The sequence below is a fragment of the Companilactobacillus futsaii JCM 17355 genome, assembly GCF_001435505.1.
Classification (GTDB): domain Bacteria; phylum Bacillota; class Bacilli; order Lactobacillales; family Lactobacillaceae; genus Companilactobacillus; species Companilactobacillus futsaii.
Genome location: NZ_AZDO01000031.1, coordinates 1 through 19,468 on the forward strand (window position 1 = coordinate 1; position 19,468 = coordinate 19,468).

A 19,468-nucleotide genomic window follows, 5' to 3' on the forward strand; every position below is an offset into this window, starting at 1 on the left:
TTCACTTAGCAATTTATTGCTTAGTGAAAGGTCAATCTTGGAGATGATTCCCGGGCTTGGAATTAGCTTCAAGTTGTGCCCAGTACGTTCCAGCATCCACAAAGCAGAACGGACGACGGCATCCAGTACTAACCTAACTTAAGAAAGAACCTCTAAGATATAAGTTGCTTTTTAGTAATTAGAATTAAGCATTTTTTGTTGCTTTTTGATCCTTTTTCCAATTATCTTTGTCATCGTCCCAGTGTTCTGACAAGGCGTGCTTTGGTAAAATCAAGTTCAAGAGAATACCAACAACTGTAGCTACACCAACACCAGTAAATTGGAAACTACCGATTTGTAGATAAGCATTACCGATACCGATAACTAGGATAACTGAGGCAATCATCAAATTACGTTTTTCGTTGAAGTCAACTTTGTTGTCAACCAAGATTCTCAAACCACTTGATGAAATAACTCCGAATAAGACGAAACTGATACCACCGATAACTGGTCCAGGGATAGTTTGAATCAAGGCGCTTAATTTACCAATGAATCCAAACAGAGCAGCGAAGACGGCAGCACCGATTACAACGTAAACACTGAAAATCTTATTAACAGCCATAACACCAATGTTTTCACCATATGATGTTACGGGAGGACCACCTAGAAAAGCAGCTACGATTGAAGCAGTACCATCACCAGCTAGAGTTTTGTGAAGACCGGGATCTTTGAAGAAGTCACGACCTGTCAATTCATCCAGCACCATGATGTGTCCCAAATGTTCTGCCATTGTTACGAAGGCGATTGGTGCAAAACTCAGGATAGCACCCCAATAAATTTTCTTAGGCATGTAGTTAGCAAACATGACGTCAAAAGCAGGCAATTTGAACCAAGGTGTAGAAATAACTTTTGAAAAATCAACGATACCTAAAGCGACAGCTAAAACATAGCCCCCAACGATACCTAAAAGAATAGCAATATTACTCCAAAATCCTCGTAAAACCATGTTCAAAATAACAGTTAAGAATAAAGTAAACATGGCGACACCAAAGTAAGTCAAATCGTAGTGAGAACCGTTCATCATGGCGTTGTTAGCAGCACTTCCAGCAACTGACATACCAATGACGATAACAATTGGTCCAACGACGATAGGTGGCAAAGCTTTGTCGATCCAATCGGAACCAACGAAACCAACAATCAATGCAACAATCAAGTAAACCATACCAACGGCGATAGTACCTTGAGCGACACCGGCATAACCAACCGTCTTCATCAAGGAAACCATCGGCACAATGAATGAGAAACTAGAACTCATGTAAGCTGGAATCTTGCGATGAGTGATTAAAATATGAATAATTGTTCCGACACCAGAACTAAAGAGGGCAATACTAGGATCTAGTCCAACTAGTAATGGTACCAAAACGGTGGCACCGAACATTGAGAATAAGTGCTGTAAAGATAAGAAGGCCCAACTGCTTAGTGGCGGTTTTTCGTAGACGTCTAAGACTGCGTCTGGGTTGCGGTACTGCTGTTCATTTGTAGCCAAGAGAAACATCTCCCCTAAATGTATTTTTGCAAAAAAATAGCCCTCTATCCCGTGTATGCGAAATAAAAGACTGAACGTGTTTCCTTATTAGCCTCACGGGACCAATATTTAAAGGACTATATTTGATTGCTTTCACTATAATTGAGTTGCAAAGCAAAGTCAATAATGAAATACTAAAAGAAGTATTTTAAGCGCTACCAAGAAGGAGATATTATGGTCGAATTATACATTGTAAGACATGGAGAAACAGATACTAATTATGAAAATCGTATCAATGGGATGTCTACTGATAAACCCTTAAATGCCAATGGAATTAAGCAAGTTGAAACTTTAGAAAAAAATATCGATATTAATGATTTTGATGAGATTTATTCAAGTCCCCTAAAACGTGCTGCTCAAACTGCCGAAATTTTGAATCAAGGCGTTCATGAAATCAAATTAGACAAGCGCCTTTGTGAAGGAGATTATGGTTCATGGGATGGCGTTAAAGCAAGCGAATTGCAACCTAAATATCCTGATGCCTTTGATGAGAATCACTATTTAGCACCCAAATATGCAGATTATGCCAAGGATGGCGAAACATTTGAACACGTGTACAAGCGAGTTGATGATTTTTTGAATGATATGGCTAAAAAAGGTGACGAAAAGATCATGGTAGTTTGTCATGGATTTGTTAGTCGTGCCATTATGAAAGAAATTACGGGAATTGAAGATATTTCGCAAATTATCCAACCGGCTAATGCAGGAGTTTCCAAATACATGATTTCCAACAGTGGCAAACGCTACCTCATGTATTATGGACGTGCTAATAATCTTGATTAAGAGGTAAATTATGAGTCTGACTAATAAAGTTCCTCAAAAAGATGTTCAAAAGACTTTCAATAATATAGCTGGTAACTATGATAAATTAAATTCTATTATGAGTTTAGGAACCCATCAAAAATGGCGTAAAATTGCTACATCAAAGATTGATAATGGACCAAATATGATCCTCGACCTCTGTTGTGGGACGGCTGATTGGACTATCATGTTGGCAAAAAAATATCCCCATGCTAAAGTTATCGGGTTAGATTTTAGCTCCGAGATGTTAAAAATTGCCCAAACAAAAGTTGCGGCTTCAAATTTAACTAATATTGAATTGTTATCTGGCAATGCCATGGATTTGAATTTTAAAGATCAAAATTTTGACGTTGTAACGATTGGTTTTGGCCTGCGCAATGTACCCGATGCCAATCAAGTATTGAATGAAATCTTTCGTATTTTAAAACCTAAGGGACAATTGATCTGTTTGGAAGCTTTTAAAGTTCAAACACCAGTTGTCAAATTAGGTTGGGAAATGTACTTCAATCATTTGATGCCTATGATGGGAAAAGTTTTTGCCAAAAGTAAACCAGAATATCAATATTTGGACGACTCAGTTAATATGTTCGTTAGTATTAAACAACTAGCTCAAATGATGCAAGATGTAGGTTTTGACGACATAGAAGTTAAAGATTTAATGTTAAAGGCTGCGGCAATTCATTCTGCAAGAAAATAGGCACGAAAAAAGAACACCCGGGGAAGGTGTTCTTTTAATTTTTAGGGGATTAAATATATATGTTATAGGGGGGATGAGATGAGATTTCATATCTCTCATCTACAATTAATACTATACTTAATAAGTGTGAACCAAATATTTTGAAATTGTGAAGAAATTGTGAAGATTAGCTTTTTTATAAAAAAAGACTACATTTATAGCAATGTAGCAAGCTAACAATCCAAAACAGGAGTGATCTTTATGTCAAATATTAGAGATGTCGCCAAACTTTCCAAGCATTCTGTTTCGACAGTTTCTCGAGTCATCAATGATCGAGGTTATGTTGCGGATAAAACTAGAGCTGAAATTATCGATGCTATGGAGGAATTAGATTATCATCCTAACGATGTTGCCCGTGCTTTAAGTACTGGTCAGACGCATAAGGTTGGGGTCGTTTTGCCATACATTAATGTCCCATATTTTCAAAAATTAGTCGCTGCAATCACTCGAGTAGCTTTTAAAGAGGATTATCAAGTAATTTTATTACCATCCGATTATAGTGAAAAAAATGAGATTGAATATTTAGAAATGCTTAAACATCATGCATTTGATGGTATTATTTTTACTTCTCGAACCATCTCTTTTGAAAAAATTCTTGAATACAAACAATATGGACCTATCACTTGTTGTGAAGATACATTTGATTATCCAATTTCTTGTGCTTATACGAATCGTGGTCAGTCATTCGTGGATGTTTTTAAGGTCTTGCAACAAAATAAATTTGACCATATCGGCGTTACATCTAGTCGAAATGAATCATCGAGCCAATCCACTAAGCTGATTAAACACGCCTATCATCAAGTATTTGGCAAAAAAATCGATCAAAGTCACATTTACAATAAAGCTAAAGATTTCAAAGGTGGAAATGTTGCCGCTCAGTATTTATTGAAAAATGATCCTAATTTACAAGTGATTTTTGCTAATAGTGATCAAGTGGCTGCTGGTGTAATTCAACAATTAATCAATCTGAAAAAAGACATTCCTGTTATCGGTCAAGAAGATTTGGATTATAGTCGTTTAATGAATTTCTCGACGATTGATCATAAGTTGACTGAAATCGGTGAATATGCTTTTTGGTCTATTTTTGAAGAAGGCGTAGTAAAAAAAATGATTCCATCAGAACTGATTTTACGTGGAAATTTAAAACAATAAATGCGAGGAAAAATACAATGAAGTTTAATATTACTCCCAATACTAATATATATTTTTCAAAATCTTCACCGCTACAACAATTTGATTTTGAGACTTTGCATAACCTCTTGGAGGATTATTACAGTAAAGATATGACTGTCACAAAAGTTATTAAAAAATATAAATTACAAATGAGAACTAGAGATTTGAGCGAAAATTTACCTTACATTGAAGTAAAACAAAAATGTCCTTACGATGATTCCGCTATGATAGCTCAGTTACCGTCTAAAAATTATCCTTATATAGATACTCAAGATAATATCTGTACTGTTTGTGGACATCAAATCTTTAATAAGAATAGCACTAATGAAATTTGTGGATGTCAAAACTGTGAAAAAAGAAGACAAAAATTTCAAGAGGATATGTATCGATTATATTCAAAACACAAGAGTCAACGTTTAGAATACAGTCAATTAAGTGTTAAAGAAAAGGTAGTACTTGCGGCCGTTTTACAAGACTTGCAAGTAAACTCATATGATGATTTTTCAGCATATCGTTATGGTAACGATTCTAATATTTCTGATATGTTGGCATATTTGTCAGATGATCGAATAATAACTCCTTCACCACATAATATCCCTGAAGATTTTAATGATTTTGATTTACAAGAGGGGAAATTTAACTTTGATGTAATGCAAATTAGTTGGGCACTAGATGTTACTGAAAAAGGTCTCAATGATAGTCAGATATTAAAAAAAGCCAAATATCCACAATTTAGTATTTCTTTAGAGAAAGTTCCTAATATTTTGTTTTATCGTGAAATTGTAACTAATGTTTTAGAAAATTATTTGAGTGATTCGTTTTCGCTACTAATAGAAAAAGACGATAGCTTCTTTTCAGCTGTAAATATTTGGCTTGAAGATTATACACCTCGAGAAATCCAAAAGGCGGCTGATTCTTTTAAGTTAGACTTTTTTAAAATGATGAACTTAGCCAAAAGTGAGTCTGGAATAATTGGTGTCGTTGATGAAATTACTAACAGATTAGCTTTGCCGGAAGCAAAAAAAGCTAAAAAGATAAATAACGATTTATACGATATTCGAAAATTAGATAATGGGTTAACAAGAGTGTTTTTCACACAGCTTTTAGATATGCCTGATTGGTTTAATAAGCTGGTTCCAAATCCACCGGAGTCTGCTAAGAGGATGCCACCATTTATGTTGGACATGCTCTTAGATAATATTGAAACAGATTTGACAAAAATAAATGGAATTATTAAAAATGTGCAATCTTATTCCATTACCGAAGTCGGTGTTTGTTTAAATTATTCTAAATCTAAAACAAAATTGATTACTGATGAATTGTCTGCGTATAGATTTATGAAAGAAAAAGGGAAAATTATTAATGACAATGAGTGGTGGTCTATTGAAGATTTAGGTTTTCAAGTTGATAATTTTTATTCATTAGAATTTATTTTGAAACTGATCAAGAAATTACGTCAAAAAGGTATTTCTGAAGTGTTACAAAAAATATAAGCAAAAAGGGCATCCTTAATCAGAAAAGGATGCCCTTTTTAGGGGATTTATTTTGTTATAGGGGGGAAGATAAAAGTATAGTCATCTTTTATCAGTTTTTCGTTTGTTACAGGCTTATCAGAAAATAGTTTTAATATTTTTTATTACGTAAAACTTGGATAGCCCTGTTTATAGATAAGTCTTTTTAAATTGTATAAATTCTTAAGTCCTTTTGTAGTATTTAAATACTACATCCCATGAGAGTAGAAAAATTCCACTCTGCATATACCAGTATAGCTTATTTTATGTATAACTACTACTAGCAGATACTTAAAATACGTAAAAAAACACCTCGGGGAAAGGTGTTTTTTAAATTAGGGGATTAAATATATATATGTTATAGGGGGTGAGAAAAGGGATTTATTACATCTCTCATCTACAAATAATATAGTACTTTATTTATATGAAAAATGTATTTATAAAATGTGAAGAAATTATGAAGGTATAATTGAAATTGTGCTCCAGACTAGATATTGTCTTTTATTCTTTATTCTATTGATAAAAAAAGCCCGACCGTACCGAACCAAATTCAGTAAGTCGGACTTCTCTGAAAAGTCGAAGTTAAATTGATGTTTTATGATTATTAGTCAATATCAATGTGATGTCCTGATTCGACCTTGTTTTCTAGCTTTGGAAGATCGACTTCTAGAACACCCTTGTCGTAAGTAGCCTTGATATTCTTTGAATCAACTGCTGGCAAGTGATATTGTCTCATATAACGGCCACTTGAACGTTCACTCATGATCATGTCGCCGTTCTTATTGTTGTGGTCGTTAAAGCTATCACGATGACCACTGATTGTTAGTACATCATTTTCATAATTGATGTCGATATCCTTCTTATCAAAGTCGGGCATATCTACATGAACCTCGTAGTTTTTATCGGTTTCCTTAATATCAGTCTTCAATGTTGAATCTTCTGGGAAATTGTTGTCAAATATGGATGGAAAATTGTTCATCCAAGAATCATTGTTGAACCAATTTCTCATTAAGTTGTTACGATCCATAATTTCGTTTGTCATACTGTGTTACTTCCTTTCCCTTCATTACAAATACATTGTAAGACCAATTTAGGTGAAGATTCAAGAATTTAGCACTCTGGGTTGTTAAGTGCTAAAATTAGTAAAAGTTCTATAAATAATAAATTATTTTATGTGATATAATTAACATGAAAAAAAGAGGGTTAGTTAAATGACTAAACTAATTTTGAAACGTATCTATGACAAGGAATTACCAGAAGGCTATCGAATTTTAATTGATCGTCTATGGCCACGTGGAATGTCTAAAGTCAGAGCCAAACTTGATCTTTGGGCAAAGCAGATTGCCCCGTCAGCAGAATTGAGAAAATGGTTTGGACACGATCCTGAAAAATATACTGAATTCAAGAAGAGATACTTGGAGGAAATTGATCAGAATCCCTATACACCTGAATTCCTAACGGAAATCAAGTCAGCTTTGCAAAAACAAGATGTTTTGATTCTATACAGTGCTAAAGACGAAGAACATAATAATGCGGTAGTTCTCATGGAATATCTAAATAAAGAAATTTAAATATTGTAAATGAGGGTAGCTAACGAAATGGAAGAGTTCGATTTACAGTCTTTATTATCTAGCAATGAAAAATTAATAATCCGCCTGCTGCAGTCATATGCTCAAACTAATAATATAGCAGTTTTTGTTTTGGGAAATGATGACCATTTGCGTGCAGGTATTTTTGGTGTACTTTCAGAAAGCGCTTCCTTAATGCAAAAAGATAAAAAAGCGGATTTATCAAAGTTAAGTATTCATAAAAGCAAATATCATATGGAATATGCAGATGCGCCAATTCGTATTTCTCAATTGAATCAACGAGTAGGAAAAATTTGTGTAGCCAAGGACACTATTGAAGTTAGCTCGAAAAGACTAGATTTAATGCGTATTTTGAATGATCAAGTGGTTTATTTGCGTTCAATGATTGAAGGAATATCCAAGCTTATTATTGAGAATCGTGGCATCGATGACTTTATTATTAAATATGCTTTAGATGTCAATGATGCTATAGATGATTTAGACGACAGTGACGGCAAAGCTTTGCAACAAATCAAGACGATGTCGACGTCAAATGCTTCCATTATTTCCGCAATAGAGTATATTGATAGTAACTTAGATAAAAGATTAACGTTGGATCAAGTTTCAAGTAAGGTTTATCTATCAGATTATTATTTTAGTAAACTGTTTAAGAAAGAGACGGGCTTGAGTTTTTCAGTCTACTTGAATGCACGTAAGATTCAAAAAGCTATGCTCTTATTAAAAGAATCCGATAAGAGTATCAATGATATTTCCGATTCCTTAGGTTTCACTAGATTAAGCTATTTTAGTCAAACCTTTAAGAAATATACTGGGGTGGCACCAACGAAATATCGTACCGAGGGTAATAATTAGAATAATTATTAAAAAAATTGAGGTAATCTTCTTAAATACAAGAGAAGATTGCCTTTTTTTATTAAAAATATTGTAGTAAGATTTAAGCTTAGTGTAATTCATTTTACGCAAATTAAGGGGTAAATTTTCATGAAAAATGTCTTTAAAAAGGAATCGGTAGCAACCTATCTAAAAGCTGATTCTAGACTTACCAAGACTCTCGGTGCAAGGGATTTATTGTCACTCGGTATCGGAGCGGTTATTGGTACAGGTATCTTTATTTTGCCGGGACATGAAGCGGCGTTACATGCTGGACCGGCAGTTACAGTCGCGTTTTTGATTGCGGCAATTGTTTCCGGATTTGTCGGGATGGCGTATGCGGAATTTTCGTCAGCTATGCCTGTGGCTGGCTCGGCTTATTCGTTTGGAGCAGTCATTTATGGTGAAATTATTGGTTGGATTCTTGGCTGGGCTTTGATTTTGGAGTATTTTTTGACAGTTTCTGCTGAAGCAGTTGGATTTGCTTCGTATTTCAACAACAATATCTTAGGAGCCTTTGGGGTTCACATGCCAAAGTTCTTAGCGGCTGGACCTTTAGAAGGTGGAGTTATTAATATTTCAGCGACTTTGATTGTTTTGTTGATAGCATTCATTATCTTGCAAGGTGCTAGCTTGTCAAAAAAAGTCGAGAACGTGGCAGTATTGATCAAAGTAGCGATTATTATTCTATTCATCATCGTTGGAGCCTTTTATATCAATACTAAGAATTACGTGCCATTCTATCCTAAACAGTTCCACACTGAACCATTTGGAATGGGTGGGATTTCCACTGCTACAGCGACGGTCTTCTTTGCCTTCGTTGGTTTCGATGCTTTAGCAGCTAACTCTGCAGAAACTATCAATCCCAAAAAAGATGTCGTTCGTGGAGTTTTAGGTACTGTGGTCGTGGCGGTAATTTTGTACGTTGGCTTCTCCTTTGTCTTAACTGGAGTGGTCAATTATAAACAATTAAACGTTGATGATCCGGCTGCTTATGCTTTGAAAGTAGTTCATTTGGACACTTGGAATAAATTAATCACCATTGGTGCTTTAGTGGGAATTTTCACGTCATTATTAACGATGTTCTTTGGTGGCTCACGTTTGGTTTATGCCTTAGGACGTGATGGTTTGTTGCCAGAAAAGATGGGTGAAGTTGATGAGAAATTCTCTGTACCTAGAAATGCCGTTTTGTTAGCAATGGTCGTTCAAGCGTTCTTCGCTGGATTAGTACCATTGACGGAATTGACTTCATTGATCAATGCCGGAACGTTGTTGGCCTTTGTCTTTATTTCGTTTGGAATAATCCCCTTGCGGAAAAGAAAAGATATTCCTAACGACGGATTCAAGATGCCGTGGTATCCAGTTTTGCCAATTTTGGCCGGACTTGCCAGCATTTATTTCCTATTCATGTTACCAACGATTTCTAAAATCAGTGTTGGTCTTTGGATAACTATTGGAATTATTGTTTATTTCGTTTATGGACTAAAACATTCAAAATTACAAAATAAATCACATTAATTAGAAAACAACTGCTGGAAACCTATTCTGTCAGTTGTTTTTTAATTTAAAAATTAGAAAAAATGCTTTTTTTATTAAAAACATTGTAGTAGACTTTTTACTTAATTAGTTGCTTTCGAGAGGAAGAATTTTTGTGAAGGATATTTTTAAAAAACAATCAATAGATAATTATTTAAAAGTAGATGCTAGACTGACCAAAAGTTTAACAGCGAAAGACTTATTAGCCTTAGGAATCGGGGCTATTATTGGAACAGGTATTTTTATTTTGCCAGGACATGAGGCTGCCTTACATGCGGGACCAGCGGTGGCCATTGCCTTTTTGATTTCCGGTATTGTAGCTGGAGTTGTCGGAATGGCTTATGCGGAATTTGCGGCTGCGATGCCAGTGGCTGGATCAGCGTATTCGTATGGATCAGTCATTTATGGTGAAGGAATTGGCTGGATTCTCGGTTGGGCTTTGATTTTGGAATACTTCTTATCGGTATCCGCTCAATCAGTCGGTTTTGCATCGTATTTTAACAACAATATCCTCGGAGCTTTTGGAATACATCTGCCTAAGTTTCTCTCAGCTGGGCCTTTAGAAGGTGGGGGAATCAATCTCTCAGCAGTTTTGATTGTTTTGATAATTGCTTTCGTGATTGCTCATGGAACTAGTCTCTCGAAGAAAGTTGAAAATATTGCAGTTATTATCAAAGTCACAATTATTGTTTTATTTATTTTAGTTGGAGCTTTGTATATTAAGACTAAAAATTATGTTCCATTTTATCCACAAGAATTTCGGACTTCTCCCTTTGGATTAGGTGGCCTGTCTACTTCAGCAGCGACAGTTTTCTTTGCCTTCATCGGATTTGACGCTTTGGCTTCCAATTCAGCAGAAACCATCAATCCCAAAAAAGATGTTGCCAAAGGAATCCTAGGGACAGTTTTCATTGCTATTGTTTTGTATGTAGCATTCTCGTTAGTTTTGACCGGAATCGTTAACTATAAACAATTAAACGTTGACGACCCAGCAGCTTATGCGTTAAAAGTTATTCACTTAAATACTTGGAATAAATTGATTACTATTGGCGCTTTGGTCGGAATCTTTACTGCCTTAGTGACATTGTTCTTCGGTGGTTCCAGACTAGTTTATGCTCTAGGACGTGATGGCTTGTTGCCAAAGAAGATGGGTGAGGTCGATATGAAATACGCTGTACCAAAGAATGCGATTATCGTTGCTACAGTGGTGCAAGCGTTCTTTGCCGGATTAGTGCCATTGACTGAACTGACTTCATTGATCAATGCCGGAACTTTGTTGGCTTTTACTTTCATATCATTTGGAATTATTCCCTTGCGCCATCGTAAAGATATCCCTAACAAAGATGGTTATAAGATGCCACTTTATCCCGTTTTGCCAGTTCTAGCCGGATTAGCTAGTTTGTATTTCTTGATAATGTTGCCAAAGTTATCAAAAATCACCGTAGTTATTTGGCTGATAATTGGAGTAATAGTGTACTTTACTTATGGTTTGAAACATTCTAAATTGCAAAAAAAATAACCTCCGATTGGAAGTTATTTTTTCTTACTCTTAGGAGCCTTTTGATTGTTGATCATGTGAATTATCAAGGTAACGATGATGGCACCGACTAAGACACCGACGAAGACTAGGTTTGGAACCTCGATGTCGATAGCGGGAATTGATAAGAACAACTTGATAGAAATAAACAAGATCAAGAAGTAGGCCATACCATTCAATTCTGGAATCTTGCTCATCAAGCCCATAATTAATTCAGCGATACCTCTCATGGCTAGGATACCAATCATACCACCGATTAAGACAATAACTGGGTTGCTAGAAACAGCTAATGAAGCCAAAACTGAATCAATTGAGAAGACGATATCCATTAATTCAATTGAGATAACAACTTGCCAGAATCTAGAAATGTGGAGATGCTTCTCGAGTTTGTTTTCCTTTTTGGGTTCTGTCGGAGCTTCAACCTTCTTTTTATTAGTGAAGAAGAAGTGCTTTAAGAACAAATAAAATAGGTAAGCAGCACCGAAAACTTTGATCCACCAGAAGTTAATTAAGTAGACACCGACACCGATAACTAAAAATCTAAAAATGTAGGCACCGAATAATCCGTAGAAAAGAGATTTTTCTTGTTCAACTTTATTTGGCAGCGATTGAGTTTGGGCGGCTAAAACTACCGCATTATCAACGGATAAGATACATTCCATCACTACTAGTGAGAGGATAATTAACCAGTCTTCACCTGATTCGATCACAGTTGCCCAGTTGTGAAGGTCGAAGAATGGGCCGTACATATTAACTAGTGCATTCAATCAATATTCCTTGCTTTCATATTGTTTTTGTTGTGTAAAGCATACCAGATATTTACTGTAAATAACAAATTAATAATTGGTGGGTGAAGTGTAGGATGCCGTCGTCCGCAAAAATCCTGTGGTTGGCTGGAACATAGCCGACGCGATTTTGAGCCTTTGCATAAACCAAGTGCGCAAAATCTCAAAACTCGGTCTTATTCTAAGCAACAAGTTGCTAAGAATAATTTGGCTATTGAGCCGCCACAGGATTTTTGCTCCCGACTAGATTCAGTTTTTATGATTAGTTTCTATCCAAATTTGAATTTTTTTGAAAAAGTAGACTTCTATATTTCCAAAAAATCATTTATTTTTTCGATAGCGGCCACGAAATAACTTTGAATGTGAACCAATATCAACAGTAACAAGAACTAAATCTTGATTATCAATTTTATAAATTACTAAAATATCATTTATTTCAGTTGGCTGTTGTCCTTTAGAAGTATCGCGAAGATGGAATTCTCTATAACCGGTATAATTTCCCTCAAGTTTATGGTCCTGAAAATCGTTAGGAAGATCATCGCCAGCTAGTAAAATTAAGATTGCTGCTCTTGTTTCATCAACAATTGTTGAATCAAGTTGTGCAAGATGGGTTAAGCTTCGTTCAAATGATTTTCGTGGACGGTATTGGTATGTCATTATTTGTCATTTTCCTTCGGCTTAAAGTTATTCCAGTAGTCGTCAGTAGGTTTAACAATAGGGTCGTCAGGCAAAATATGCATCTCGATTAGTTTGTCACGGGCGATTGCATAATCCAGTGAATCTTCCTTCGCATTGACAGCTTCGAGAAGTGCATTAAGTTGATCTTGTGAAATGACTGCGGCTGCACGCTGGTTTGAACGTGCAATTAAAACTGTTTGATTATCATTATTAACTTGATCTAGGTAATCTTTAATATGGTTTCTAAAATCACTTTGAGTAGTTGCGATTGGCATGGTAAAGACTCCTTCCTTATTTGTGTACCAATATTGTACTATATCATGTACGTTATAGCTACAAATGAGAACTAAAATTGGGATATAAAAAAGTTGCACTAATTGGATTTTACAATTAGCACAACTTTTTTAAATTTATTAATGATACAGTATAAAACTAAGCTGCAGGTACGAATGTAGTGTAGATCAACCAAATATTTAGAATAGTCAATACTACAGCGATAAAGTAACCGATATACTCGATTAGTTTGTTATTAGCGAATTCACCCATTAATTCTTTGTTACTTGTAAATTTGATCAATGGGAAAATTGAGAATGGTAAAGCAACACTCAAGAATACTTGTGAGAATGTCAAAAGTGATTCAATTTTTGCTTCATTACCGTGATAGATTACCGCAAAGACGATAACTGGGATGATTGACATCAAACGAGTGATGACACGTCTTGCCCAAAGTTTCATCTTCATGTGGACGAAACCTTCCATAACGATTTGACCAGATAAAGTACCAGTAATAGTTGAGTTTTGACCTGATGCCAATAGGGCAATCGCGAACAAAATACTTAAGACAGGACTAGCAACGGCGCCGGCAACTTTTGGATCTTGCAAGGCATTGAACAAGTCAACGAAACGTCCAAGGTCACTGTTGGTACCATAGAACAAAGCAGCACCTAGAAGTAATAGTAAAGTATTAACAACAAAGGCCAAAGTTAATTGAATATTTGAGTCCCAAGTTGAAAAACGAACGGCTTGGTGAATACTCTTAGGATCTTCACGGTCGTATTTTCTCGCTTGTGAAATTGAAGAATGCAAGTACAAATTATGTGGCATAACTGTCGCACCAACGATACCAAGAGAAATGTAAAGCATACTTTGATTTTGTAGGATTTGTGGGTCAGGAACGAATCCGATTACCATTTGTCCCATATCTGGACGTGCCAAGATAACTTCGTATAGGAAAACGAATAGAATAACCATAAAGCTGCAACGATAGCTTCAATCTTTCTAAAACCAAGTTTCATCAAGACTAATAGAAGTAAAACGTCAAATGCAGTGATGATAACACCCCAAAGTATCGGAATGTTGAAAAGTAATTTCAGCGCGATGGCCGAACCAATAATTTCAGCGATATCAGTCGCCATAATAGCTAATTCAGTGATGATCCAAAGAATAAAACCACCGACTCTAGAAGTTCTATCTCTAGTTAATTGAGCCAAATCTCTTCCGGTCACAATGCCTAGTTTAGCCGCCATGTATTGCAAAAGCATCGCAATCAAACTAGAAATCAAGATAACAGATAGTAATTTGTACTTAAATTGAGCACCACCAGCAATAGATGTTACCCAGTTACCCGGATCCATATAACCCACGGCAACTAAGGCACCAGGACCACTGTATGCTAATAGGGTTTTAAAGAAACCCGCATCAGTTGGAACCTCAACGGTGTCATTAATTTCTTCCAAGGAAGGGCCGTTAGCATAATGAATTAGGCTTTCGTGTTTTTTATTTTTTTCACTCAAGCGTATATCCCCCTTTTTCAATCTCAAGATATAATATCATGTTAGAGAACAACATTAAAGGGTCTAAATAAAATAATTAAGTATCCCTAAAAATAATCGCCAAAAAGCCGTTATAATTGCATTTTTTTGATAATATAGCATGAATATTTTTATGCCAGACGGTTCTTTTTAACAAAAAAATCAATGCAAATGATTACATTTTTCTGAAACTATCAATTCATCTTCATGTATTTAATGACTGAGTACGATACAATATAAGTGATAGATTTTGAAAATAAAATATACTTGATTATAATTACTAGAAAAGGGATAAATTTAAATGAGTGTAATACTATTAATAGTTGATGTGATCTTTTTCGTCGGTGCCGTTTTCAATGTTTATTGGCAGTCACAGATTGAAATTAGATCAATTTATAAAATTTCATCATTGATCTTCGCAGCCTTTATCGGTGCATGGTTACTAGTTTCACCAACTGGTCAATTATCTTACATCATCATGGTTGCCTTGTTCATGTTGTTGAATATTATGAATGGTGTCGGTGGAGTCGGAGAAAAGAAAATTGTTCTCAACGGCTTTTATTCAGGTGTGCTCGATTATGCTTCCGTCGTTCACGTAACTTTGATTCCAATTGAGATTCAAGGTCGCAAACCTAAAGTAGCAGTGATTTTCAATACAAAAAGACCCCAACAAGTGGAAATGAACTTTAATATTTCCTATAAAGAAATGCAAAAGTATCTTGATAAGAAATTGTCTAATGAAGTTTCTGTGGAAGTTGGACAAATATAGAAATCGAAGAAAACTCTAAAATTAAAAATGACGTCTATTCAGAAATCTCAATTCACTTTGATTTAGTGGATTGGGTAATCTGAACGGGCGTCATTTATTTTAGTAACCGTATCGTATATTTGATAATTGAGTTAATTGTTGTAATTTAGCTTGTTGATCTTTGGTTAATGGAACTTTATTTTTATGAAGTGTGTTAGAAATTGATATATTCATTCGACTTAAAATGAAGGGAACCGCAGATTCTCTTTTTTCTAGTTCATTTTTGAATTCAATTAATACCTCTTGTAAAGGTTGTCTGTTGGCATCGACGTTTAAGCTATTTAGTAGGTCATCAATGATAGAAATTGCTGCATCGCCACGGTCTTTGCCACTAGCAAACCAAGATAGTTTACCCACTGGTTTTGTCATCTCCTTACAATTTATGAAATGATTTTTTGTTAAGGATACTTAATAGTACTTCCAAACTTTAGAGGGATAAATCCATATTGGTAGTATTTATCCGATATTTTTGTATCAACCTTTTTTAATTTTGAATCTACAAAATGAAACAGATTACGATATTCAAGTGGTAATCCGGAAATGCGATTTTTTAGATTCAACGATGGATCAGCTTGTAATAATGATTTTCTCAGTTCAAACATAATTTTATTGCTATCTTCACCATCATTTAATTCTTTGTGAAAATGTGATAATTCTATTCTGGTTTCATTATATTTTGGGTTTGTTACTTGTTGATAAGCTATTTCTATCATATTAGAAAGTTCTTCATACATATTCTTCCTCCTATAGTCGATTAAAAAAATCAGATTTGGTATTGAAACTTGAATAATAGAGCCCAGTATTACCGGATTTTTGGGCGATTACGGCAATCTTATCAATCAATTGTTCTTGATCTTTTGGGAAATAGATTTTTCCCGCAGGTCCCATACTATAAATAAAAGTCGTTAGTTTGCTGAGTAATCTTTCAGGATATTTATTATTGTCGATGGTTTTATTTACTTGAACTAGAACATCAGATATATCTCTTAATTCCGACTTTTGTTGAAAATCGTCTCTATTAATAATCAAATCATTTAATGAACTAATAAGTGATTTTGCTTCTTTGATTTCGTTTTCTCTGTCAATTTTTTTCATCAGTATTCTCCCTCGCTAAATGTAATGAATCTCCACTACTTAATTTTAAGAGGATTTAAAATAATTTGAAAAGAATGTCATGAATGATGTCAAAGGAAGTCCTGAAATAATAGTCAAGAAGATGATATATATTTAAATCATTTTGTGTCGTCTTAAGGTTTGTTTATGCAAAAGGAGGACTTGGATGCAATTTTATTCATAATTAAAGACCCATTCCGAAGAAAAAGTCGTTTCCTAAGTTTTTCAAAGCAGACATTTTGTGCCACAGTTTTGATTCAGTATCGTTAAGGATAACATTTTCAGAGGTTCTTAACATTGAAGCCTTAGTAAGAAAGTAAAGGAATGCACCAGTGAATGCTTTTCCATCTTTTTTCTTCAGTTCTGTTAAAGTAATTTCGACATAGTTACAGGTTTCAGTATTAGGATGATATTTCTTTAGGGCAGTACTTAAGTTAGTAACGGCATTGATGATTTTTGTTTTATCTTCGTCTTTCATAATTGCTACCTCCAAGAGATTATTTGAATGGTTATAAATTTAAAAGCGCATGTTTTAACTTGGTTGCCTTACCAATAGAGAACTTTTTAGTAACTCCGTTTTTTAGAAGAACATCTCGTGAATGAAAATTTACCTGCTGTATGTTCATTGGATTAATGAGGCATGAACGATTTAACCGAAAAAGGAAGGAATATTTCGATTCTAATGCATTTAATTTCCCATAGAACTCGTATTGACCATGTTTGGAACTAAAAACTAATTGGTGGGGTATTGGTGATGATTCAACAGAAAATACTTCAGATTGATCAAAATTGAATATTTGATTACCAATTTCAAAAATAAAGTTTTGTTTAGGATATTCTTTAGAACTCTCAATTAATTTTTTTATATATTCTAATGTCCCATATAGTTCATCACGATAGTTTTCTACGGTTTGATCTTTTTCAATGAACCCAACAGCAGCCACCTTTCTTTTTAGTGTAGTGGGAGCCATTTCTTCGTGAGTCGTTGTAAAGATAATATTTCCATTGATGTCTCGTGATCGTATTTCACTAGCTAAGTCTATTCCATCAATATTTGATTTCAAATCGATGTCTAAAATATAAACACCATTGTTGGAGTTAGATGTTTTGAGATACTTTAGAACCTCTTCGGGAGTTTGTACAGCCAAACTTAGATTGAAAAAATTTGCATGGAATAGTAAATAATTCTCTACTAGTGTAGTGATTTTCTTTAATTGAATAGGATTGTCTTCGCAAATAATGATAGGATAGCTCATTTCTTATCTCCTTGATGAATTATTGAAATTTGGACACAGAACCAGTTATCTATCACATCGTAATAAATTAATAAATTCCTATATTTCTTTTTAATGTCGTTTACGTTGACTAGTCCTAGTCCAGAGTGGTTTTTCTTAGTGGAAAATCCGTAATCTACCATTTTAGAAATGGGTATTTTTTTTGAAATAGTATTCTTAATTGTTATATCGAGTTGATTGTCTTGTTTTATTAACACTATCTGAATCTTGCCATGTTTTTGACGTTTTGTTTCTTCCAAAGCATTGTCGATTGATACTCCAATAATGCGAATTAAATCAAATATATTAATGTCTACTTGATTAATAGTATCTTTACATTCGAAATAACAATCGATATTTTCAGATTTTATGGTTCTCATTTTACTAATCAAGGTACTTTTAATATATGGGTTAGCTACAAATTCGAGATCTTTAAAATCATCCATAGAAATATTTTCAAAGTAAGTATTAGAATATACGCCTAGTTTCTTTAATGCAGCTGTTAATTCTGGATTGTTGTGTTTATTGGAAATTTCGTAGAGACTTCCCAAAATATTTTTATAATCATGTCTAAATTTATGCATCTCTTTTTGATCCGCGTCTAATTGTTTGGTATAAGATGTTAAATCATTTAATTGCTCTTCCATTAGCTGGCGCTTGAATTTCTCTTTTTGATGGTTGTGTTCATAAATAAATATTAAAAAAATTACGATGCTCTGTATAATAAGAAAAACTAATATTCCCGTTATTAAAGCGGTGTAAGCTTCTAGTTTTTGAATCAGGTAAATAAAAACTGTTAAGACCATAAATATATAGAAAAGTACGATACTAATAGTCCAAGAATTAGACTTTTTTAGAAGCCGTTCAATATTGCTTTTTTTACACAAAAATATAAATAAGAGCGTCATTATCAATTCTGAAAAAAGAAAAATAAACGTTAGCAAGTGTTCGCTTGTGGAAAAAAGAGAATATACATATATAGTAATTCCTGAAGCAACGATTGATTCAAATATGGAAAAAAGAAGTCCTAAGATAATACAGTTAATTAGATAAAAATTAGGATTTTTCTGTCTGTTCAACAAAAAATACATAATTACTATATAAATTAAAACCCCTAAATTATTCAAAAATATGTCAATTAATAACAATAAAATGTATGAAGTTGTTAATGCAATTATGTTGCGATACTTTGGAAACGGTTTTTCATCATAAAGAAAACTAAAAATGAAAAAAAAGAAGAGGCGTGAAATTGCCGCCTCCATTATTAATAACTGCGTTCCAATCATGATCATACTGATATTCTCCAAGATTAAGTCTTAATTACATCTTAATCGCAATTCCTGAAAAAGGAAAGCAAACATTTACCCATATCTCCTTTAGATTTGAATACGTCAGTTGAATGTGTATTTTTACCACCAATAATATTTTTTAATTCAATTTCGTTTAGAATTTTATTTTCCATAGTTATAACCTCCTTTTTATACTTTAAGTATATTGCAGAAAAGAAAGTATGGTTTTTTGTATCTTGAATATGTCTTTGTGACATCCTGAATGAAGATATTTTTATTTTGAACAGTACAAGATAAGATTGAGTATAGTTGAAGATGTTGTTTTTTAAATGAAAGGATATGGCAGATTGCAAGAAATAACCGAACATTTTTTAAAACTTAATATTTTCCATA

21 protein-coding genes and 1 pseudogene are annotated in these 19,468 nt (G+C 34.1%); 9 read left to right on the forward strand and 13 right to left on the reverse strand.

Annotation, left to right across the window (positions count from 1 at the left end; genetic code table 11):
- Positions 1-184: 184 nt before the first annotated feature.
- The gene (locus FC88_RS03425) at positions 185-1,525 is read right to left on the reverse strand and encodes a solute carrier family 23 protein (RefSeq protein WP_235526896.1); all 1,341 of its coding nucleotides are present in this window, start codon (positions 1,523-1,525) and stop codon (positions 185-187) included.
- 213 nt (positions 1,526-1,738) lie between these two features.
- On the opposite strand from FC88_RS03425, the gene FC88_RS03430 reads away from it, so the two are divergent.
- The 4 genes from FC88_RS03430 to FC88_RS03445 all read left to right on the forward strand — a co-directional run bounded on the left by FC88_RS03430 (position 1,739) and on the right by FC88_RS03445 (position 5,767).
- On the forward strand, positions 1,739-2,347 hold the full coding sequence (locus tag FC88_RS03430; RefSeq protein ID WP_057812804.1) for a histidine phosphatase family protein: 609 nt from the start codon (positions 1,739-1,741) through the stop codon (positions 2,345-2,347).
- Between the two features lie 10 nt (positions 2,348-2,357).
- Positions 2,358-3,062 (forward strand): bifunctional demethylmenaquinone methyltransferase/2-methoxy-6-polyprenyl-1,4-benzoquinol methylase UbiE, encoded by a 705-nt coding sequence (gene ubiE / locus FC88_RS03435; protein ID WP_057812806.1) that lies wholly within the window; start codon positions 2,358-2,360, stop codon positions 3,060-3,062.
- A 240-nt stretch (positions 3,063-3,302) separates the two neighbouring features.
- Entirely contained in the window at positions 3,303-4,253 is a 951-nt protein-coding gene (locus FC88_RS03440; protein ID WP_057812809.1) for a LacI family DNA-binding transcriptional regulator, read from the forward strand.
- Between the two features lie 17 nt (positions 4,254-4,270).
- Entirely contained in the window at positions 4,271-5,767 is a 1,497-nt protein-coding gene (locus FC88_RS03445) for a hypothetical protein (protein ID WP_057812811.1), read from the forward strand.
- 622 nt (positions 5,768-6,389) lie between these two features.
- On the opposite strand, the gene FC88_RS03450 is transcribed toward FC88_RS03445, so the two are convergent.
- Entirely contained in the window at positions 6,390-6,827 is a 438-nt protein-coding gene (locus tag FC88_RS03450) for an Hsp20/alpha crystallin family protein (protein ID WP_057812813.1), read from the reverse strand.
- Between the two features lie 169 nt (positions 6,828-6,996).
- Here FC88_RS03450 and FC88_RS03455 point away from each other — a divergent pair, with 169 nt between their 5' ends.
- The 4 genes from FC88_RS03455 to FC88_RS03470 all read left to right on the forward strand — a co-directional run bounded on the left by FC88_RS03455 (position 6,997) and on the right by FC88_RS03470 (position 11,299).
- Positions 6,997-7,356 (forward strand): DUF488 domain-containing protein, encoded by a 360-nt coding sequence (locus FC88_RS03455; protein WP_057812815.1) that lies wholly within the window; start codon positions 6,997-6,999, stop codon positions 7,354-7,356.
- A gap of 27 nt (positions 7,357-7,383) precedes the next feature.
- Positions 7,384-8,226, forward strand: a complete 843-nt coding sequence (locus FC88_RS03460; RefSeq protein ID WP_229239889.1) for a helix-turn-helix transcriptional regulator — start codon at positions 7,384-7,386, stop codon at positions 8,224-8,226.
- A 129-nt stretch (positions 8,227-8,355) separates the two neighbouring features.
- Positions 8,356-9,762: an APC family permease gene (locus tag FC88_RS03465; protein ID WP_057812817.1), complete on the forward strand. Its 1,407-nt coding sequence runs from the start codon at positions 8,356-8,358 to the stop codon at positions 9,760-9,762.
- A gap of 133 nt (positions 9,763-9,895) precedes the next feature.
- Positions 9,896-11,299 carry an APC family permease gene (locus FC88_RS03470; protein ID WP_057812820.1) on the forward strand — a complete coding sequence of 468 codons (1,404 nt, stop codon included), beginning with the start codon at positions 9,896-9,898 and terminating at the stop codon, positions 11,297-11,299.
- A gap of 14 nt (positions 11,300-11,313) precedes the next feature.
- Here the strand turns inward: FC88_RS03470 and FC88_RS03475 are convergent, their stop codons facing one another.
- The 4 genes and pseudogenes from FC88_RS03475 to FC88_RS03490 form a co-directional block, all read right to left on the reverse strand.
- Positions 11,314-12,066, reverse strand: a complete 753-nt coding sequence (locus tag FC88_RS03475) for a TerC family protein (protein ID WP_412030880.1) — start codon at positions 12,064-12,066, stop codon at positions 11,314-11,316.
- Between the two features lie 357 nt (positions 12,067-12,423).
- The gene (locus tag FC88_RS03480; protein ID WP_057812824.1) at positions 12,424-12,759 is read right to left on the reverse strand and encodes a type II toxin-antitoxin system YafQ family toxin; all 336 of its coding nucleotides are present in this window, start codon (positions 12,757-12,759) and stop codon (positions 12,424-12,426) included.
- Positions 12,759-13,055 (reverse strand): type II toxin-antitoxin system Phd/YefM family antitoxin, encoded by a 297-nt coding sequence (locus tag FC88_RS03485; RefSeq protein WP_057812826.1) that lies wholly within the window; start codon positions 13,053-13,055, stop codon positions 12,759-12,761. Before FC88_RS03485 ends, FC88_RS03480 begins: the two co-directional genes overlap by 1 nt.
- A gap of 157 nt (positions 13,056-13,212) precedes the next feature.
- Positions 13,213-14,414 (reverse strand): annotated as a pseudogene (locus tag FC88_RS03490) (Nramp family divalent metal transporter).
- A 478-nt stretch (positions 14,415-14,892) separates the two neighbouring features.
- Here FC88_RS03490 and FC88_RS03495 point away from each other — a divergent pair.
- Positions 14,893-15,360, forward strand: coding sequence for a hypothetical protein (locus FC88_RS03495; RefSeq protein ID WP_010018220.1), 468 nt, complete (start codon positions 14,893-14,895; stop codon positions 15,358-15,360).
- A 99-nt stretch (positions 15,361-15,459) separates the two neighbouring features.
- Here FC88_RS03495 and FC88_RS03500 read toward each other — a convergent pair whose 3' ends face one another.
- The 7 genes from FC88_RS03500 to FC88_RS12770 all read right to left on the reverse strand — a co-directional run bounded on the left by FC88_RS03500 (position 15,460) and on the right by FC88_RS12770 (position 19,248).
- Positions 15,460-15,756 carry a bacteriocin immunity protein gene (locus tag FC88_RS03500; protein ID WP_057812828.1) on the reverse strand — a complete coding sequence of 99 codons (297 nt, stop codon included), beginning with the start codon at positions 15,754-15,756 and terminating at the stop codon, positions 15,460-15,462.
- Between the two features lie 41 nt (positions 15,757-15,797).
- The gene (locus FC88_RS03505; protein ID WP_057812830.1) at positions 15,798-16,133 is read right to left on the reverse strand and encodes a hypothetical protein; all 336 of its coding nucleotides are present in this window, start codon (positions 16,131-16,133) and stop codon (positions 15,798-15,800) included.
- A 10-nt stretch (positions 16,134-16,143) separates the two neighbouring features.
- Positions 16,144-16,494 carry a bacteriocin immunity protein gene (locus tag FC88_RS03510; protein ID WP_057812832.1) on the reverse strand — a complete coding sequence of 117 codons (351 nt, stop codon included), beginning with the start codon at positions 16,492-16,494 and terminating at the stop codon, positions 16,144-16,146.
- A 202-nt stretch (positions 16,495-16,696) separates the two neighbouring features.
- On the reverse strand, positions 16,697-16,990 hold the full coding sequence (locus tag FC88_RS03515; protein ID WP_057812834.1) for a hypothetical protein: 294 nt from the start codon (positions 16,988-16,990) through the stop codon (positions 16,697-16,699).
- Positions 16,991-17,021: 31 nt separating this feature from the next.
- Entirely contained in the window at positions 17,022-17,768 is a 747-nt protein-coding gene (locus FC88_RS03520) for a response regulator transcription factor (protein ID WP_057812837.1), read from the reverse strand.
- A complete protein-coding gene (locus FC88_RS03525; RefSeq protein WP_057812840.1) occupies positions 17,765-19,078 on the reverse strand; it encodes a GHKL domain-containing protein in 1,314 nt (437 codons plus the stop codon). Before FC88_RS03525 ends, FC88_RS03520 begins: the two co-directional genes overlap by 4 nt.
- Positions 19,079-19,113: 35 nt before the next feature.
- On the reverse strand, positions 19,114-19,248 hold the full coding sequence (locus tag FC88_RS12770) for an EntF family bacteriocin induction factor (protein ID WP_149029871.1): 135 nt from the start codon (positions 19,246-19,248) through the stop codon (positions 19,114-19,116).
- Positions 19,249-19,468 lie beyond the last annotated feature (220 nt).

Coding starts and splice junctions, on each gene's coding strand:
- FC88_RS03450 (WP_057812813.1), bottom strand. CDS start 6,827: ATGACAAACGAAATTATGGATCGTAACAACTTAATGAGAAATTGGTTC.
- FC88_RS03510 (WP_057812832.1), bottom strand. CDS start 16,494: ATGAAAAAAATTGACAGAGAAAACGAAATCAAAGAAGCAAAATCACTT.
- FC88_RS03520 (WP_057812837.1), bottom strand. CDS start 17,768: ATGAGCTATCCTATCATTATTTGCGAAGACAATCCTATTCAATTAAAG.
- FC88_RS03460 (WP_229239889.1), top strand. CDS start 7,384: ATGGAAGAGTTCGATTTACAGTCTTTATTATCTAGCAATGAAAAATTA.
- FC88_RS03480 (WP_057812824.1), bottom strand. CDS start 12,759: ATGACATACCAATACCGTCCACGAAAATCATTTGAACGAAGCTTAACC.
- FC88_RS12770 (WP_149029871.1), bottom strand. CDS start 19,248: ATGGAAAATAAAATTCTAAACGAAATTGAATTAAAAAATATTATTGGT.
- ubiE (WP_057812806.1), top strand. CDS start 2,358: ATGAGTCTGACTAATAAAGTTCCTCAAAAAGATGTTCAAAAGACTTTC.
- FC88_RS03485 (WP_057812826.1), bottom strand. CDS start 13,055: ATGCCAATCGCAACTACTCAAAGTGATTTTAGAAACCATATTAAAGAT.
- FC88_RS03445 (WP_057812811.1), top strand. CDS start 4,271: ATGAAGTTTAATATTACTCCCAATACTAATATATATTTTTCAAAATCT.
- FC88_RS03440 (WP_057812809.1), top strand. CDS start 3,303: ATGTCAAATATTAGAGATGTCGCCAAACTTTCCAAGCATTCTGTTTCG.
- FC88_RS03495 (WP_010018220.1), top strand. CDS start 14,893: ATGAGTGTAATACTATTAATAGTTGATGTGATCTTTTTCGTCGGTGCC.
- FC88_RS03455 (WP_057812815.1), top strand. CDS start 6,997: ATGACTAAACTAATTTTGAAACGTATCTATGACAAGGAATTACCAGAA.
- FC88_RS03465 (WP_057812817.1), top strand. CDS start 8,356: ATGAAAAATGTCTTTAAAAAGGAATCGGTAGCAACCTATCTAAAAGCT.
- FC88_RS03430 (WP_057812804.1), top strand. CDS start 1,739: ATGGTCGAATTATACATTGTAAGACATGGAGAAACAGATACTAATTAT.
- FC88_RS03505 (WP_057812830.1), bottom strand. CDS start 16,133: ATGTATGAAGAACTTTCTAATATGATAGAAATAGCTTATCAACAAGTA.
- FC88_RS03525 (WP_057812840.1), bottom strand. CDS start 19,078: ATGATCATGATTGGAACGCAGTTATTAATAATGGAGGCGGCAATTTCA.
- FC88_RS03475 (WP_412030880.1), bottom strand. CDS start 12,066: ATGTACGGCCCATTCTTCGACCTTCACAACTGGGCAACTGTGATCGAA.
- FC88_RS03515 (WP_057812834.1), bottom strand. CDS start 16,990: ATGAAAGACGAAGATAAAACAAAAATCATCAATGCCGTTACTAACTTA.